The 17,391-nt window shown below is 62.9% G+C and carries 12 protein-coding genes; 9 read left to right on the forward strand and 3 right to left on the reverse strand.

Annotation, left to right across the window (positions count from 1 at the left end; genetic code table 11):
- Window positions 1–586: 586 nt before the first annotated feature.
- The gene (locus FSO04_RS09940; protein WP_154559534.1) at window positions 587–2,098 is read right to left on the reverse strand and encodes an aldehyde dehydrogenase family protein; all 1,512 of its coding nucleotides are present in this window, start codon (window positions 2,096–2,098) and stop codon (window positions 587–589) included.
- A gap of 58 nt (window positions 2,099–2,156) precedes the next feature.
- Window positions 2,157–3,758, reverse strand: a complete 1,602-nt coding sequence (locus FSO04_RS09945) for a GMC family oxidoreductase (RefSeq protein WP_154559535.1) — start codon at window positions 3,756–3,758, stop codon at window positions 2,157–2,159.
- A gap of 806 nt (window positions 3,759–4,564) precedes the next feature.
- Between FSO04_RS09945 and FSO04_RS09950 the strand changes: the two genes are divergently transcribed.
- The 8 genes from FSO04_RS09950 (at window position 4,565) to FSO04_RS09985 (ending at window position 15,064) form a co-directional block, all read left to right on the forward strand.
- A complete protein-coding gene (locus FSO04_RS09950) occupies window positions 4,565–6,265 on the forward strand; it encodes a DUF1302 domain-containing protein (RefSeq protein WP_166618167.1) in 1,701 nt (566 codons plus the stop codon).
- Between the two features lie 107 nt (window positions 6,266–6,372).
- Window positions 6,373–7,737 (forward strand): DUF1329 domain-containing protein, encoded by a 1,365-nt coding sequence (locus FSO04_RS09955; protein ID WP_166618168.1) that lies wholly within the window; start codon window positions 6,373–6,375, stop codon window positions 7,735–7,737.
- A 121-nt stretch (window positions 7,738–7,858) separates the two neighbouring features.
- On the forward strand, window positions 7,859–8,965 hold the full coding sequence (locus FSO04_RS09960) for a YCF48-related protein (protein WP_154559538.1): 1,107 nt from the start codon (window positions 7,859–7,861) through the stop codon (window positions 8,963–8,965).
- Window positions 8,966–9,053: 88 nt separating this feature from the next.
- Window positions 9,054–11,558, forward strand: coding sequence for an efflux RND transporter permease subunit (locus tag FSO04_RS09965; RefSeq protein WP_154559539.1), 2,505 nt, complete (start codon window positions 9,054–9,056; stop codon window positions 11,556–11,558).
- A gap of 38 nt (window positions 11,559–11,596) precedes the next feature.
- Window positions 11,597–12,574, forward strand: a complete 978-nt coding sequence (locus FSO04_RS09970; protein ID WP_154559540.1) for a VOC family protein — start codon at window positions 11,597–11,599, stop codon at window positions 12,572–12,574.
- On the forward strand, window positions 12,575–13,402 hold the full coding sequence (locus FSO04_RS09975; RefSeq protein WP_233464801.1) for an enoyl-CoA hydratase/isomerase family protein: 828 nt from the start codon (window positions 12,575–12,577) through the stop codon (window positions 13,400–13,402).
- 4 nt (window positions 13,403–13,406) lie between these two features.
- Window positions 13,407–14,276, forward strand: a complete 870-nt coding sequence (locus FSO04_RS09980; RefSeq protein WP_233464802.1) for an SDR family NAD(P)-dependent oxidoreductase — start codon at window positions 13,407–13,409, stop codon at window positions 14,274–14,276.
- Window positions 14,273–15,064 carry an alpha/beta fold hydrolase gene (locus FSO04_RS09985; protein ID WP_154559541.1) on the forward strand — a complete coding sequence of 264 codons (792 nt, stop codon included), beginning with the start codon at window positions 14,273–14,275 and terminating at the stop codon, window positions 15,062–15,064. The genes FSO04_RS09980 and FSO04_RS09985 overlap by 4 nt, the downstream gene beginning before the upstream one ends.
- Window positions 15,065–15,199: 135 nt before the next feature.
- Here FSO04_RS09985 and FSO04_RS09990 read toward each other — a convergent pair whose 3' ends face one another.
- On the reverse strand, window positions 15,200–15,661 hold the full coding sequence (locus tag FSO04_RS09990; protein ID WP_154559542.1) for a MarR family winged helix-turn-helix transcriptional regulator: 462 nt from the start codon (window positions 15,659–15,661) through the stop codon (window positions 15,200–15,202).
- Window positions 15,662–15,776: 115 nt separating this feature from the next.
- Here FSO04_RS09990 and FSO04_RS09995 point away from each other — a divergent pair, with 115 nt between their 5' ends.
- On the forward strand, window positions 15,777–17,336 hold the full coding sequence (locus FSO04_RS09995; protein ID WP_154559543.1) for a DHA2 family efflux MFS transporter permease subunit: 1,560 nt from the start codon (window positions 15,777–15,779) through the stop codon (window positions 17,334–17,336).
- Window positions 17,337–17,391: the final 55 nt, after the last annotated feature.

The raw sequence follows: 17,391 nt of genomic DNA on the forward strand, positions 1-17,391 counted from the left end.
GTGGCCCCAAGACCCGCAAACCCGCACCCTATGTCGAAGGCGCGGTAGCCCGAGCCCATCACAGTACCGCCCGCCTGCTTAAACGCGCCAAAGGCGGGACATCTTGATCAAGACCTTGAAAGGGCTGACTTTAAGTGCCTCGCGTGTGATTGCGCACCCGACGGTGCCAACCCGATCGGACAACCGGAAGTCGATTCTACTTCCGTCGGCCGAAACTCTTGGCTCGAAATCAAGAACGTCCATGCCACACCCCGTAAATTCATGGGCAAACTTTTGGCTTGCTGCCGCCCCCTTCCAAATTTAACAGAACACGCCCCGCGGGCAATAGTCGGCGAGCACCGACAGTCAATTCAGGAAAACGCATGTGAAATGGCCCCCTCGCGTTATAGACGCTGTTTTGACGTTTGCGGGCTACGAGTTGGCCGTTGACGGTTAGTTTCATTCTGTTTTGAACAGAGACTTCCACTGGTGACAGATTACGTGAGACGAACGGCAATGGTTGGCAGCCACGGCGCAGTTTCGCCGTGTGCCGATCGATACAATCGAACATATGTCACACGTCCTGTTTTGCCTCTCCCCGAGCAGATCAAACCCCAATCCGGAACAGCACCGACTTCTCCTGCGTGTATTCATCCAGCCAGTTCTCACCGAATTCACGCCCAAGCCCGGATCGCTTATATCCGCCGAAGGGGGTATCCATCAACGAATACAGGCCGCCGTTGATCACCACGCCGCCAGTGCGCAAACGCAGCGCCATGTCATAAGCCTTCGCCGGGTCACGGGAATGAATTCCGCCATACAGGCCATATCGGCTGTCATTGGCAATCTGCACCGCTTCTTCGTCGTTATCGAAACCGATCACGCTGGCCACAGGGCCGAAAATCTCCTCCTGCGCGATCGACATATCGTTGGTCACGCCGTCGAAAATCGTTACGTCGTAGAAGAACCCCCGGTCCAGATGAGCTGGCCGCCGCCCGCCTGCCACGAGCCGCGCACCCTCGTCCTGCCCCTGCTGCACGAAGCGCTCGACCCGGCTGCGGGCCGCCTCGCGAATCAACGGTCCGACCACGGTGCCGGCGGCCGCCGGGTCGCCGACGCTCAACTGCGCCGCAATCGCACGCATGGTTTCGACATACGCGGGACGGATCGCGTTGTGCACGATATGACGTGTCGCCAACGCGCAGCCCTGGCCGCAATGGGTCGACACCTGGAACACGCCTTCCATCGCGGCTTTCTGCACGTCGGCATCTTCACGCACGATCAACGCCGACTTTCCGCCGAGTTCGAGCAGCGTCTTTTTGATGGTCGGCGCGCCTTGCGCCAGAATCGCCGCTCCCACCTGCTCCGAGCCGGTGAACGTCACCATGTCGACACGTGCATCCGCGGTCATCATCTGTGCGACGTCGGCATTGCCGGTCACGATATTCAGCACGCCGTCCGGCAATCCGGCTTCCTGCGCCGCCTCGCCGAACAGCAGCGCCGAAAACGGCGTATGCGGCGACGGTTTGAGCACGACCGTATTGCCGGCCAGCAAAGCCGGAAACAGCTTGGCCAGGTTGGTGAGAAACGGCGCGTTGAACGGCGTGATCGCCGACACTACGCCGATCGCCTCCCGCACCACGACGCCGCTGCCGATCAATTGCGCGCCGGCGGGATCGAATGGATTGAGCGCGGTCGTAATCGGCAGATGGCGCGCCGCCTGGTTGAGGGAGCGCTCGATCGCGGTTTCGACGATCTTCATCGGCGACGCGAACATCATGGTTTCGGCAAGTGCGCGCGTTGCGCCGGCTTCGACGATCTGCAACGCCTTGATGCGATCGGCACGCGCGAGCAACGCGGCATGCATGCGCCGCATAAAGCCGGCGCGCTCGGCCGGCGACATGCCCGGCCACGGCCCGCGATCGAATGCTTCGCGCGCAGCGGCGAGCGCGGCTTCGGCTTCTGCCAGCCCGCCAACCGGCGCTTCGCCGATCACTTCCTCGGTGGCCGGATTCAACACGGGCTGACGCTCACCGCTTTGCGGCGTGACCCACACGCCGCCGATAAAGAGCCGCGTCTGTTCGGTGAACTGCTTCGGCAGCGCCGCAAAATCGTTCATTCGATGTCTCCGTCCATGTCGTTGTCAGATGGCGATAGCGGTGGCAACAAGGCCACGCTCATTGCTCGCCGAGTATCAGTTCAGCCGCGCGCATGCCGATCGCCATGGCGGGCGCGTTGGTATTGCCCGCGATCAGCGTGGGCATGATCGACGTATCGACCACCCGCAGGCGCTCGACGCCGCGCACCCGCAGTTTGGTATCGACAGCAGCCGCATCGCTGTTGCCCATCTGGCAGGTACCGGACACGTGAAAGGCGGTCGAGCCGAATTTGAAGTACGCCTCGACCAGTTCCTCATCGGACGTGAACGCGGGACCCGGCGCGGTCTCCTCGGTGAAATGGCCACCCAGTGCCGGCTGACGCAGCATGCGGCGGATCAGCCGGATCAGCGCCACGCTGTTGCGGCGGTCCTGTTCGGTGTCGAGATAATTGGCGTCGATGGCGAGCGGCGCGGCGTGATCCGCCGACGTGATGCTCACGCTGCCGAGGCTCTGAGGATGCGTGAGATAGGCCACCCAGGTCATGCCGGGTTGCGTGTCGATCGCGATCTTGCCGTCTTTCACCGTCAACGAATACAGGCCGACGCCAATCTCCGCATTCGGGCGCGTCAGTTCCGGGTTCGTTTTAACGAAGGCGCAGACCTCGTGCGCCGCATGCGTCATCGGCCCCGCGCCACGCAACTGGTAGCGGAACATGTTGGCGACGAGCGGCCAGCCGCGAAATTGCCGGTTCAGACTGCCGCCCGTGACGCGCGCGCTTAGCATCACCGGCCGATGCTCGCGCAGGTTGCGGCCTACCGCGGGCACGTCGGCAACCACGTCGATGCCGAGCTCGCGCAATCGCTCGCCGTCGCCGACACCGGAGAGTTGAAGCAATTTCGGCGAGTTCAGCGCGCCCGCGCTCACCAGCACTTCACGCCGTGCATTGACGCTCAGGACGGCGCCCTCGGCCGTGCGCAGCAACACACCGGTGGCGCGCCTGCCGCTGAAGTTGATCCGCTCGACCTCGACACCCGTGCGGATGTCGAGATTCGCACGGCCGCGCACGGGATCGAGAAACGCCTTGGCCGCGCTCCAACGTCGCCCGCGCCAGATGGTTCGCGGCTGGTAGCCGATCGCCGCATCCGCAGCGGCATTGATGTCCCTAACTCGCGGCACGCCGCTCTGCCCTGCTGCTTCGATCACTGCCTCGCAAAGCGGATCGCCCGACGGATGCATCGACACTTTCAGCGGCCCCCCTGCGCCGCGCCACTGCGCCTCGCCGAGCTCGTGATCTTCCATGTCCTTGAAGCAACGGCCCATGTCAGCCCAGCCCCAGCCGGTGCAACCTGCTGCTTCCCAGTCGTCGTAGTCCTGCGGATGGCCACGCAAATACACCATACCGTTGACCGAACTCGAGCCGCCGAGCGTACGCCCTTTTAACCAGTATTCCGAGCCGCCGCCGCTGCGCTGGGTGGCGCGATAGCTCCATACGAGCGGACCACCCGGGCTCAGGATCTTGCCGATGCCGCGCGGCATGTGAATCAGCGCGCTGCGATCCGGCGGCCCGCTTTCGAGCAGCAGCACGGACACAGCCGAATCCGCCGACAAACGGTTGGCCAGCACACAGCCCGCCGACCCTGCTCCGACAATCACATAGTCGTAATGCTCACGAAAAGCCATCGATCGTTCCTGTGACAAGTTCAAGGTTTTGTCCGTCACCGGCGGCGCTGCCGTTTCGGCCTGCACGGCCAATTTCCGAATATTATGAACACATATCGGAAATATGTCTCTTATTTGACGATGCCTCCAGGGTATCTCTCGAGACGGGTGCTCAAGGAGCCCGGCGAGACCGGGTAACTCCTGATAGCGGATAATTTGAACAGGTTCGATTCTGGTGATCAATTTAAGAAATGCCGGCGAGCGGTCCGACCGGCCGGCGTTACCTCCCGACTGCCAAGCATGCAACCCCCACGCCTCATCACACGTCCTGCTGTCTATTTCCTGCGCCCACCCGTTGATGCCCTGCGCCGGGTTGCGCTCCATGCGGCCTCCCCACACTCGCATCCGACGCTGACCGTTGCCCGAAAGTCCTTTCCACATAAGGATCCGATCAAAAATACGAGGCCATTGACCTTGCCCGACGGCACACCTTTCCCCTGCGGAAATGGGCTGACTCCCGGTCTTCTGGCGTTACGCCACGCAGCATCCTTGCCCCATTAGCAGAATGGATATGAACAACTTCGTCAAATTTGTCTCGAATAGGGGAAAACGAGAGAGCCGGAGTCGAAATTCTATCTATAGAATTCAATTCCGAATCCAGGCGAATCTAACAAGTCCCGACGAGCAGACTGCACAGAGTTGAACACTGTGTGCAATTCCCTGGGCGGCAGCGTGGAAGCCACGAGGCCAGCAGCACCGTGCCGTCACCACCGTCAAACAAAAACCCGGCCCCGGCAGGGAGCTACGGAGACAAGGAGATGAAGGGAATGAGCAGCTGCGCCAGATTCGAAAAAAGCCGGATGAGCCTCGGTATCGCGATGGCTCTGGGATGCTGGGCCGCATCGGCCAACGCCGTGCAACTCAGTTCGAACCCCGATCTGAACATCAATTGGGACAACACGATCAGCTACAACCTGGGCATGCGTGCCCAGGGCATCAACGACTCGATCGGCAATAACCCGCTTTACAGTGAATCGGATTACAAGTTCAAGCACGCTGGCGACATTGTTACCAACCGCGTGTCCGATCTGAGCGAATTCGATGCGGTCTACCAGGACAAATTCGGTTTTCGGGTCAGCGCCTCGTTGTGGAAAGACTTCGCGTACGGCGGCGGTGTGAACAACAACCCCGGCGCCGCCTATCCCGGGGTGCCCTACTCGAGCCTCAACTCGTACACCGGCAACCACTACGGCAGTTACACCGAGCGCTACTACCAGCAGGGCGCGGATCTGCTGGATGCATTCGTGTTCTACAAGTTCGAGATCAATGGCCAGCCGAGCGCGATCAAGGTCGGCCGTCTCACCCAGTACTGGGGCAATGCGCTTATCTTCGGCAGCGAGGGCATTAACTACGGTCAAGGCGCGTCCGACAACATCAAGGGCGCAGCCTCGCCCGGGACGCAGGCAAAGGAACTGGCGATCCCGCGCGCCCAGGTGCTGTTCGAAACCCAGCTCACGCCGACCGTCTCACTGGCCGCGCAGTATTTCGCCGAATATATGCCGACCCGTCTGCCGGAAGGCGGCACCTACCTGGGCACGGTCGGCTTCGGCTTCCAGGGGCCGAACCTGTTGGAGGGGGCAATTCCGCGCGGCGCCGACGTGATGCCGAACAACGGTTTTCATAACGACTACGGCGCCAAGGTCACATGGGCGCCGCAATGGCTCGGTGGCACGTTCGGCTTCTATTACCGCAATCTGACGGAAACGCAGCCGTGGGTGCTGCTGGGCGTGAACCCGGCAACCGGTGCGACCAACTATCACCTTGCCTATGGCTCGAACGTGAAGCTGTACGGCATGAGTCTCGACCGGCAGATCGGCGACTTCAGCACGGGCTTCGAAGTGTCGTACCGGCATAACACCGCGCTGAACAGTGGCACCGGTCCGTTGGCGAGCGACCTGAGCGGCCAGCAAGGCGCGCGAGGCGACGTCGTCAATGTGATCGGAAACGTGCTGGCGGGCCTGTCGCGCACGCCATTCTGGAACACCGGCAGCGCGCTGGCTGAAATCGCTTTCACGCAGAAGGTCAAGACCACCAGCAACGGCGCGCTCTACAACGGCGTGGGCAACTCGACCGAATGTCCGACCGGCAGCAAATGGGCCGGCTGCTCGACCAACAATTCGGTGGCGCTGGCGGTGCAGTTCGATCCGCAATGGCTGCAGGTGTTTCCGGGTGTCGACATCGACGCGCCGATGTTCATCCAGTACGGCCTGTGGGGCAATACGCCGAGTCTGGGCGGCACCAACCAGGGTTCGATGATCTACACCTTCGGCCTGCACGCGCTAATCCAGAACAAATACAACGTCACGCTGCAATACAACGGCTATCACTCGCATACGGGCGGCCAGACAAACTTCGGTCTCGCCAACGGTTTGCCGAGCGGCGGGCCTTCGTATTACGCAACGGGCAACGGTCCGTCTTTCTACAACGACAAAGGTTGGGTTTCGCTCACGTTTTCTTCTTCATTCTGACGGGCGACGGTCGCGCCCGCTTTCTGTCACGGATGCCCTCACGAGCGCCGGATAAAAAGCTGTCGCGCACCGGCTGGGTTTTTCTGACACATATTCTGGAGACAAGCATGAAACTCGCAATGGTACTGGCAACGATGGCGACGGCAGTCGCCGCCAGTGGGCCTGTGCTCGCGGCGGTCAGCGCCGACGAAGCCAAAGAGCTCGGCGGCAAGCTCACCGAATTCGGCGCACAGAAAGCCGCCAACGCGGACGGTTCGATCCCTGCCTACACCGGCGGCGTGAAGGATCTGCCCATCCCCGCCGACTTCAAGCCCGGCAGCGGCCGCTATCCCGATCCGTTCAAGGACGACAAGCCGATCGAATCGATCACCAAGGCCAATCAGGCCAAGTACGGCGACGCGCTGACACCTGGCACCAAGGCGCTGCTCGACCGCTTCCCGGGTTTTCGCGTCGACGTCTACAAGACGCGGCGTACGATGACCTATCCGGACTGGGTGCTGAAGAACACGGTGAGCTGCGCAACCACGGCGAAGCTCGTCGGCAAGATCAAGGGCGATGGCGTGGAAGGCGCATTCGGCTGCATTCCGTTCCCGATCCCGAAAGACGGTTATGAAGTGATGTGGAATCAGAACATGCGCTACCAGGGCGTGCGCACCGATTTCCGCTTCCGCACGATCTTCGTTGACGAAGCCGGCCACAAGACGCTGATGGGCGACCAGGAGTCGAAGTTCATCTACCCGTTCTACGACCGCAACGCGACCAAACTGAACGACCCGTATTTCCGCCTGACCTACACCAACTTCTTCGGCCCGTCCTCGCAGGTCGGCCAGTTGTATCTGGCGAAATACAGCGTCAATAACGGCGACCAGGACGACACCACCTGGATCTACATGCCGGGTCAGCGACGTGTGCGCGTGGCGCCCGAACTGAAGTACGACACGCCGATGGCGGGTATCGGCGGCACGCTGCTGTTCGACGAAATCGGTGGTTTCCAGGGACGGATGGACCGCTTCGATTTCAAGCTGGCCGGCGAGAAAGAAATCATCGTGCCGTACAACAACTATCGCGCGTATCAGTCGCCGAATCTGGTGGGCGACAAGTTCGCCAATCCGGATGTCGTGCGCTGGGAGAAGCACCGGGTGTGGGTGGTCGAGGCGACCCTCAAGCCGGGTCAGCGTGATGTCTACAGCCATCGCACGTATTACATCGACGAAGACACGTGGCTGATCGTGGCGTACGACGCGTACGACCAAAGCAACGCGCTCTACCGTACCGCCTATACGCTGGACATCATCCCTTACGACAAGCCGCGCGTCGGCCAGCCCATCCAGGTGGTCTACGACCTGACCAAGGGCAACTACGCGGTCATCGCGGACCAGGGCGATCCGGTCACCCACATGATCCCGTACGACGAACTGCCGAACCAGGCGTATTACACGCCGCAAGCACTGCAAAGCGCGGGCGTGCGCTAAACGGCGCGGCGCGCGCCCGCCGGAACCGGGTATCGATCCGGCGAGCGCGCAGCCTGCATGGTCGAAGAATGGTCAATGCGTTGCCAATGAGTTCGCAACGTGTGTGTGCGGAGACTTACCCATGAATTTCCGGTCAGTGCAATGTCTGACGGCCATCGTCGCGGCGTTCGCGGGTGCTTCCGCACTCGCCGCGACGGCCAGCACGGAGCCGCCGGCGGCCCACGCGGCGCGCTTTGTCGATCCGCTCGACGCGCCCGCCGAAACCGCCGTCTCACCCGCCACCCGGCCGATGACCGCGGTGGCGAGCGCTGGTCAACGCCTCGTCGGCGTCGGCCAGCGGGGCGTGATCGTCGTGTCCGACGACCACGGGCATAGCTGGCGCCAGGTCCCCAGTCCGGTGCAGAGCGATCTGACGGCGGTGGCCTTCCCCACGCCGTCGCAAGGCTGGGCTGTCGGCCACGACGGCGTGATTCTGCATACCTCGAACGGCGGCACGAGCTGGAGCAAACAGCTCGACGGACGTATCTCCAACGAGCGCTTCGTCGCCTATTACCGGGACGCCGTGGCACGCGGCGACGCGAATGCCTCCACGTATCAGAAGCAGGAAGAAAACAACGCCAAAGCGGGCCCGTCGCTGCCTTATCTCGATGTCTGGTTCGACAACGCCACCGAAGGCTATGCGGTCGGCTCGTTCGGCTCGTTCGCCATGACGACCGATGGCGGCAAGACCTGGCGGCCCGGCCTCGAGCACATCGACAACCCCGACTTCCTGAATCTGAACGCGATTCGCGGAATTGGCGGCGAGGTGTATATCGCGGGCGAACGCGGCACCGTGTTCCGGCTCGATCGGGCGAGCGGCCAGTTCAAGCGCCTGCAATCGGGCTACAGCGGCAGCTTCTTCGGCATCGTCGGCAACGACCAAAGGCTCTTTGCCTTTGGCCTGCGCGGCACCGTTTATCAGAGCACCGACCAGGGCAACAGCTGGCAAAAAGCCGACACCGGTACCGATTCGACGTTGAACGGCGCCACCGTGCTTGGCGATGGCCGCATCGTGATCTGCGGCAGCCGCGCGATGCTGCTAGTCGCCGATCCGGTTAGTGGCGCCTTCCATCGCGTTTCGGCCGATACGCCGATGCTGTTCGCCGGCATCGCCGCGGACGGCGCGGATCGCGTCGCGCTCGGTGGTTCGAGCGGTATGAGCGTTGAGGCGATCGGCTTGCGGCGCTGAGCCGGACAGGCGCAATCAGCGCAGTAGGTGCAGTAAATGCAGCGGGCGCGAGACACGCCATTGAATTGCATCACTAGAGGTGTTCAGCATGGATAACCCACACGATCAGTCCGCAGCGAAGGATCAACCGCAACCGGCGCAGCCTTTCGACCGCCGTTCAGGCGGTCCGGTCGAGCGGCTGATTTTCAATCATCGCGCGCTCATCGTGATCGTCTGCGTGCTGTTGACGGCGCTGTTCGGCGCGCGCGCCACGCGTCTGGAAGTCAACGCGAACTTCCTGAACATGATTCCGCAGTCGCACCCGTTCGTGCGCCACTATCTCGACAACGCCGCGTCATTGCGTGCGCTCGGCAACTCGCTGCGGATTTCGGTGGAGAACACCAACGGTTCGATCTACGACGCCGACTATCTGCGCACGCTGCAGAAGATCAATGACAAAGTGTTCCTGATGCGCGGCGTGGACCGTGCCTACATGAAGTCGCTGTGGACGCCGTCGGTGCGCTGGACCGAAATCACCGAGGACGGCTTTCGCGGTGGCCCCGTGATGCCCGAAGCCTACGACGGTTCCACGAAAAGCCTCGACGAATTACGTCGCAATGTGGCACGCGCCGGCATCGGCGGCTCAGTGGTCGCCAACAACGAGCGTTCGAGCGTGGTGTTCGTGCCGCTGCTCGACAAGGATCCGGCCACCGGCACACCGTTGAACTACCGTGAGCTCTCGCACGATCTGGAAAAGCAGATCCGTTCGCTTGAAACCCCCAACGTCAAGATTCACATCGTCGGCTTCGCCAAGCTGGCGGGCGATCTGATCGGTGGTCTCGACGGTGTGCTGATCTACTTCGGCATTTCCGCGCTGATCGCCGCGTTCGCGCTCTATGCGTACACGCGCTGCCTGCGCAGCACCGGTCTGGTCGTGCTGTGTTCGGCCGCCGCGGTGATCTGGCAGCTCGGCATCGTGCAGTGGCTCGGTTTCTCGATCGACCCCTATTCGATCCTCGTGCCGTTCCTTGTCTTCGCGATCGGCGTCTCGCACGGCGCGCAGAAAATGAACGGCATTACCCGCGACGTCGCGCGCGGCGTGCATCGCTATGCGGCCGCCCGTCATACGTTCCGGCGCCTGTTCCTCGCCGGCCTGACCGCCCTCCTCGCCGACGTGGTCGGCTTCGCGGTGCTGATGATCATCGACGTGCCCGTGATCCGCAATCTCGCGCTCGCCGCCAGCATCGGCGTGGGTGTGCTGATCTTCACCAACCTCGTATTGCTGCCGGTGCTGCTGTCGTACACGGGCGTGAGCCGGTCCGCGGTGCGACGCGCGCGCCTGAGCGCCGATCCGCAAGCGAAGCGCGGCTTCGTGGTGCGCAGCTATCAGGCCTTCGACCGCTTCTCCACCCGCCGCTGGGCCATTGGCGCGATGATCGGCGCGCTGTTGCTGTTCATCGGCGGTATTGCGATCAGCACGCATCTGCAGGTGGGCGACCTCGATTCCGGCGCACCCGAACTGAAGACGAACTCGCGCTACAACCGCGATAACGCGTTCATCAACCAGCACTACAACCTGTCGAGCGATGTCTTCGCTGTGATCGTCAAGACACCGGCCGGTGGCGTGGAGAGCTTCCCGACGTTGACCGAGATGGACCGCCTCGAAGCAAAGCTGCGCGAGACCGAAGGGGTGCGCGGCACGGTGTCGGCAGCAAGCGTGGTGCGGCAGTACACGGCCGGCAACTTCGAAGGCTCGCCCAAGTGGCTGACGGTGAACCGCGATCCGTTCGTCTCCGGCGATGCGTTTTCCAACGTCGTGGTGGCCATGCCCGAGTTGACCAACGCTGACCGTACGGTCGCACCGCTGCTGGTCTTCCTGAGCGACCACAAGGCCGAGACGCTGACGCGCGTGGTGCACGTGGTGAACGATTTCGCCGCGGCGCACGACACGCCCGAACGGCATTTCCTGCTGGCCGCGGGTTCGGCCGGCATCGACGCGGCGACCAATATCGTTGTCGAGCAGGCCAATCGCGAGATGCTGCTGCTGGTCTACGCGTCGGTAGCGATCCTCTGCTTCATTACCTTCCGTACGTGGCGCGCGGTGGTTGTCGCGCTGATTCCGCTGATGCTCACCTCGGTGTTGTGCGAAGCGTTGATGGTGCTGCTCGGCATCGGCGTGAAGGTCGCCACGCTGCCGGTGATCGCACTCGGCGTCGGGATCGGCGTCGACTACGCGCTGTATCTCCTCTCGGTGCAACTCGCGCGGCAACGCGCCGGCGCCACGCTGCGCGAGGCCTACCGCGACGCATTGATGTTCACCGGCAAGGTGGTGATGCTGGTCGGCTTCACGCTCGCGGGCGGTGTCGTCACGTGGGTCTGGTCGCCGATCAAATTCCAGGCTGACATGGGCATCCTGCTCACCTTCATGTTCCTGTGGAACATGGTCGGCGCCCTCGTGCTGATTCCAGCGCTCTCCTATTTCCTGCTGCGGCCGAAAGCCGAGCGCCTGCGCGGCGGCTCCGGCACCGAGCCTGCCGAGGCCACGCAACCCGCAATCGCCGCCTCGGCCACCCGCCTGCGCGCCACGGCGCCGGCAGCCCGCCAGGCGTCCTGACAAGCCGTTCATCCAACACTTTTTGGAGATTCACCGATATGTTCGATCTGCTGATGACCGCCGACATGATGGTTCCGGACCCGGACGGGATGACCGAATTGCTGGTCAACAAGCTGGGGATTCACAAGCACCCGAATTGGCGCCAGGCGTTCGACAACCATCCGTACATCGCGCATTTTCTGCGCGTGCACAAGTCGCTGGCGGTGGCGCCGACGCGCGTCGAGCCGCAAGTGCATCTGGATCGCCCGAACCCCGGCGACCCATCGTTCCATCATTTCCTGCAAAGCCTCGAGGCATTTCAGGGCAAGCATCGGCCGATCCTCACGCACTCGATCGTGGTGGCCGCGCACGGCCCGAAGTTCGAGCAGACCGTGGAGCGTCTGATGCGCCGCCGCCTGCCGTTCCGGATGGCGCAGCGCACCCCGGAAATGCCGTTCGACCGCTTGTGGGTCGGCGTGACGCCTGAGCGCCCCGAGTACGAACCTTCCGTGGACGGCGGCCTGTGCATCGAGATCATGCCGATGGAGCCGCTGCAACTGCCGCCTGAAACGTTCGCGACGCCCGCACCGCAACCACGCGATCTTCAGCCGGGCCAGCTGGTGCGCGTGACCGCACGCGGTTTTCTCGTGCGCGATCTCGACGACACCCTGCGCCGTTGCTCGGCGAATCTCGACTGGGAACCGGTCGGCGCGGTGGAAACGCTGGTCGGCGAAGGCTACCGGCGCGCGCGAATGGGCTTCACGTTGCCCAATAGCGCGTCGCTCGACGTGCTCGAGGCGACCCGCTGGGACGGCGAGGCCGGCCGCTACCTGAACAGCTGGGGGCCGGGCCCGTATTTCGTGCGAATCGCGGTGAACGGCCTGCAAGTCAAGGCCGAAGAACTGAAGGCACGCGGCATCGGCTTCGACTGGGTCGAATCATCCGAAGCCGTGGGCGGCCGTTCGCTGATTCGCATCGACCCCGCCGAGCTCGACGGCCAGTTGTTCGAGTTCGAAGAATTTCAGGCGCCCCGCTAAATGCTGACTACCCACGAGGGGACCTCCACCATGAATGGGCTGACGATCAACCCCACCGTGCGCGTTGAGCGCAACGGGAAGACCGCGTGGATCGTGCTGAACCGGCCGGAGCAGATCAACGCGATCAATGACGAAATTCGCCGGGGCGTGCCGCAGGCGCTGCAGCTCCTCGACACCGATCCCGACGTTCACGTGATCGTGCTGCGCGGTGAAGGCGCGCGCGGCTTCTGTGCTGGCGCGGACATCAAGGAAAAGCGCGGGTCCGAATCGTCGCTGCAAGTGCGGCGGCGCATGGAACGCTCGCGCTGGATCGAGGCGCTCGATCAGGTCCAGAAACCTGTGCTCGCCGCGCTGCATGGTTTCTGCATGGGTGGCGGACTGGAGATCGCGCTCGCCTGCGATATCCGCTTCGCCTCGCCCGATACGGTGCTTGCACTGCCGGAAACCGGTCTCGGCCTGATTCCGGGTGGCGGCGGCACGCAACGTCTCGCGCGCGTGGTCGGCCATGGCCGCGCGCTCGACGTGCTCCTGACCGGCGACCGCATGAGCGCACAGCAAGCGAAGGAAATCGGCCTCGTCACGCGCATTTCGGCGACACCCGAGAGTCTGATCGCCGAAGTGCAGACGTTAGCGGACCGGCTCGCCGCGAAATCGCCGGCGGCCACGATCTACGTCAAGCAGGCAGCGCGCGCCGCGCTCGAACTCGATCTGCGCCGCGGCCTGGATCGCGAGCTCGACCTGTTCGCGCTGCTCGCCCCGAGCGACGACGTGAAGGAAGCCGCGCTGGCCTTCAAGGAAAAGCGCACCCCTGTTTTCACTGGAGACTGAGCAGATGACTAGCGGTATTGGCGGTAGTAGCATGACTGGCGCTACTCAAACGACGGCCGGCAAACTCGAAGGCAAGGTTGCGATCGTCACTGGCGCGGGTGGCGGACTCGGCGCGGCCTGCGCCCGTGGCCTCGCGGCGCAAGGCGCGCGCGTAGCCGTGGTGGATATCGACGGCGACGCGGCGGTGGCAGTGGCCGCTTCGATCGGCGAACGGGCACTGGGCCTGCGCACCGACGTCTCGTCCGAGGCCGAGGTCAAGGCGATGATCGCAGCGGTTCTGGAGCACTTTGGACGCATCGACATCCTGCACAACAATGCGGCCGTGCTCGACGCCGCGCAACGCAGAGGCGATCGCGATGTGTGCAACGTCGAAGTCGAAGCATGGGATCGCGCGATGGCGGTCAATCTGCGCGGCCCGATGCTGTGTTCGAAGCACGCGATTCCCGCGATGCTGAAGGTGGGCGGCGGCTCGATCATTCACGCATCGTCCGGTTTTGGCGCGCAGGGCGATTTCACCTTGAGTGCGTATGCAGCTTCGAAGGCCGGCTTGACGATCCTGAGCAAGTCGATTGCCGCGCAGTACGGCAAGCAGGGGATTCGCTCGAACACGATCCAGATCGGTCTCGTGGTCGCGGAGAACGGTGGCGCGCATCCGCTGCCCGACGATATCAAGGCGGTGATTCTCGACGGCCATCTGACGCCCTATCTCGGCGAGCCGAAGCACGTGGCGGACGTCGTGTGCTTTCTCGCGTCGGACGAAGCCGCGTTCATCACCGGCGCGACCCTCCCGGTCGACGGCGGCTTCACGAGTCATGCGCCGACGCTGGCGCCGATGCGTGCGCTGTTCGCCGCGCGCGGTAGAGAAGCATATTGAGCGCGCAGCCATCGTCTCAGGCGCGGCCGGACTTCGATACTTCAGTTGCAAAGCCGAAGTCCGCCGGCAAGCCGACTATCGTCCTGGTGCACGGTGGCCAGCATAGCGGTGCGTGCTGGCAACCCACCGTCGACGCATTGCGCGCGCGCGATCCTTCAGTGCGGGTACTCGCCGTCGATCTGCCCGGCCACGGTAACGAACCGGGTAATCTGGCGACGCTGACCATCGCGCAATGCGTCGAGAGCGTGACGGCGCAGATTCTCGCGACGCGGCCGGACAGGGTGATGCTGGTCGGCCATTCGATGGCGGGGATCACGTTACCCGGTGTGGCAGCGCGGCTCGGGTCAGCACACGTGCAACGAATGGTTTTCATCGCCTGCTGCATCCCGCCTGACGGTAAGACCGTGCTCGATACACTGCATGCGCCGATGAACGTGATCGCGTCGCGAGCGGCGCGGCGCACGGCTGTTAGCGCGCCGCTCCCCGCGTTCATCGCGCGCTGGGTATTTGCCAACGGCATGACGCGGGAGCAGAAGCAACGCGTCGTGGCGGGTCTGTGCGCCGAAAGCACCAGGGTCACGACCGAACCGGTCGATCGTTCGACATTCCCGCGCGTACCGATGAGCTGGGTACTCACTCAACGCGACCGCGCGTTGCGGCCGAAGGTGCAACACAAATTCATCGGCAACCTGGGCGGTGTGGACGAAGTGATCGAACTCGATACCTGCCACAACGCGATGATCAGCGAGCCGGTGAAGCTGGCGGAGATTCTGTTGAGCCGGTGCTGAGCATGACGGGAGGTGCTTGCTTCACGCAAGCGCATTTCAGCTTCATCACGTCACATGATGAGCCGCTCGTCTCACGGCTCCTTCGGCTGCTTCAGCGCACTTGCATAGCGCATAGTCCGGAAAGGAGCAGCCCCTTCATACTTCGGACGTGCCGCAACTCGCCATCGCCTGGACCAGGTTTGCCCTCATACGATGCAACAACCCTATCAGCACCTCGCGCTCGTGAGCATCGAAACCGGCTAAAGCTTCCTCCGCAACCCGGTCCCCGACATCCAAAACCTGGACAAGCGCTGCCCGTGCTTTCCGGGTCGCTTTCACGCAGTAAGCCCGCCGGTCGCTGACGTCCGCCACCCGCATCACCCAGCCGCCTTCGGTCATTCTGTCCAGCAGCCTCGTCAACGAGATCGGCGAAATCTCCAGCGTCTCGGCTAGCCTCGCCTGATTCGTCTCGCCATACCAGGACAGGTAAGCCAGCACGCGGCTCTGCGCACGCGTCAAGCCGAGGCGAGCCTTGGCCCGTTCATCGAAAAGCCGGCCGCACAACCGGCCCGCGTCCGTGATCAGAAAGCCCAAGCGGTTGTCGTAGCCTTTGTTCATGCCGGCGATTATACGAGTCAAATCCCTCAAATATGAACACTACTTCGATATATGACTCAATTACAATAAGTACGCTTATCAATCTTGCGTGCTATACGACAGGAACCTCAACGTTATGGCAGTCAATTCACCGGCCACGGCATCCGCTCAATCGCCGCAACCCGGCGCGGCGCTCAACCGGCCGCTGATCACCGTGTCGATCATGCTGGCCACGCTGATGCAATCGCTCGATAGCACGATCGCCAACGTTGCACTGCCGCATATGCAAGGCGCGCTCTCCGCGTCGCAGGACGAAATCACCTGGGTTCTCACCTCGTATATCGTGTCCGCCGCCATCGCCACGCCGCTCACCGGCTGGCTCGCCACCCGCTTCGGGGTCAAGCATCTGCTGGCTGCGTCGATCACGGGGTTCACGGTCGCTTCCGGCCTCTGCGGTCTGGCGGACTCGCTGCCGCAAATCATCATCGCGCGATTGCTGCAAGGGATCTTCGGCGCGTCGCTAGTGCCGCTGTCGCAATCCATCCTGCTCGATATCAATCCGCGCGAAAAGCAGGGCCAGGCAATGGCCGTCTGGGGCATGGGCGTGATGGTCGGGCCGATTCTCGGGCCCACGCTCGGTGGCTGGCTGACCGAAAGCTATAACTGGCGCTGGGTGTTCTTCATCAATCTGCCGGTCGGCGCGTTTGCGCTGTTCGGCACACTCGCCTATTTGCCGGAGAACCGCCGCAAGCTCGGCGAGCGGTTCGATTTTTTCGGCTTCGCCACACTGAGTCTGGCTGTCGGCGCGTTGCAGGCACTCCTCGATCGCGGCGAGCAGCTCGACTGGTTCAGTTCGATGGAAATTCGAGCCGAAGCGTTAGTGGCCGTCATCAGTTTCGCCTTCTTCATTGCGCACACGGCGACCGCTGGGCCGCGCTCTTTCTTCCGCTATCAGTTGTTGAAAGACCGCAATTTCGTGACGGGCGTCTTCTTCATCTTCGTGGTCGGCGCCGTAATGTACGCCACGCGTGCCCTGTTGCCGCCGATGTTGCAGTCGCTGATGAATTACGACGCAGCCACCGCTGGCCTCGTCAGTGCGCCGAGCGGCATCGGCACGATGATCGCCATGATGGTGGTGGGCCGGCTGATCGGCCGTTTCGACGTGCGCCTGCTGCTCGTTACCGGCTTTCTGATCTCGGCGTTCGCGCTGTGGCAGATGACGCACTACACGCTGGTGCTATCTCCATCGGACATTATCTGGCCGGGCGTGGTGCAGGGCTTCGGCCTGGGACTCGTGTTCGTGCCGCTCAGCTCCGTCACCTTCTCCACGCTTTCCAGCGAGCTGCGCAGCGACGGCACCGCGATCTACAGCCTGATGCGCAACATCGGCAGCAGTATCGGGATTTCAGTGGTCCAAACCTTCATCACGCGCAATACCCAGGTGGCGCATGCGTCGCTGGCCGCGCATGTGTCGGTGTACGACCCCGTGGTGCAAAACCAGGTCGATCTGCATTCCCCAAGCGCGCTCGCGCTGCTGAACATGCAGGTCACCCAGCAGGCCTCGATGATCGCGTATATCGACGACTTCAAGCTGATGTTCATCGCTACCCTGCTGGTGATTCCTTTGCTGGCCATCATCCGCCCGGCCCGTCACTCGCGCGCCTCGCCCGCCGACGCACATGTGGCGATGGACTAGCCCGCATGCGCCAGGAACTTTGACTCAGTTTATCTGTACATTTGTAGATATTCTG

Source organism: Paraburkholderia madseniana (genome assembly GCF_009690905.1).
GTDB lineage: Bacteria > Pseudomonadota > Gammaproteobacteria > Burkholderiales > Burkholderiaceae > Paraburkholderia > Paraburkholderia madseniana.

What these genes read in the sequence shown, in the direction of transcription:
- FSO04_RS09950 (WP_166618167.1), top strand. Translation starts at nt 4,565, where the DNA reads ATGAGCAGCTGCGCCAGATTCGAAAAAAGCCGGATGAGCCTCGGTATC.
- FSO04_RS09980 (WP_233464802.1), top strand. Translation starts at nt 13,407, where the DNA reads ATGACTAGCGGTATTGGCGGTAGTAGCATGACTGGCGCTACTCAAACG.
- FSO04_RS09965 (WP_154559539.1), top strand. Translation starts at nt 9,054, where the DNA reads ATGGATAACCCACACGATCAGTCCGCAGCGAAGGATCAACCGCAACCG.
- FSO04_RS09975 (WP_233464801.1), top strand. Translation starts at nt 12,575, where the DNA reads ATGCTGACTACCCACGAGGGGACCTCCACCATGAATGGGCTGACGATC.
- FSO04_RS09995 (WP_154559543.1), top strand. Translation starts at nt 15,777, where the DNA reads ATGGCAGTCAATTCACCGGCCACGGCATCCGCTCAATCGCCGCAACCC.
- FSO04_RS09990 (WP_154559542.1), bottom strand. Translation starts at nt 15,661, where the DNA reads ATGAACAAAGGCTACGACAACCGCTTGGGCTTTCTGATCACGGACGCG.
- FSO04_RS09960 (WP_154559538.1), top strand. Translation starts at nt 7,859, where the DNA reads ATGAATTTCCGGTCAGTGCAATGTCTGACGGCCATCGTCGCGGCGTTC.
- FSO04_RS09970 (WP_154559540.1), top strand. Translation starts at nt 11,597, where the DNA reads ATGTTCGATCTGCTGATGACCGCCGACATGATGGTTCCGGACCCGGAC.
- FSO04_RS09955 (WP_166618168.1), top strand. Translation starts at nt 6,373, where the DNA reads ATGAAACTCGCAATGGTACTGGCAACGATGGCGACGGCAGTCGCCGCC.
- FSO04_RS09940 (WP_154559534.1), bottom strand. Translation starts at nt 2,098, where the DNA reads ATGAACGATTTTGCGGCGCTGCCGAAGCAGTTCACCGAACAGACGCGG.
- FSO04_RS09945 (WP_154559535.1), bottom strand. Translation starts at nt 3,758, where the DNA reads ATGGCTTTTCGTGAGCATTACGACTATGTGATTGTCGGAGCAGGGTCG.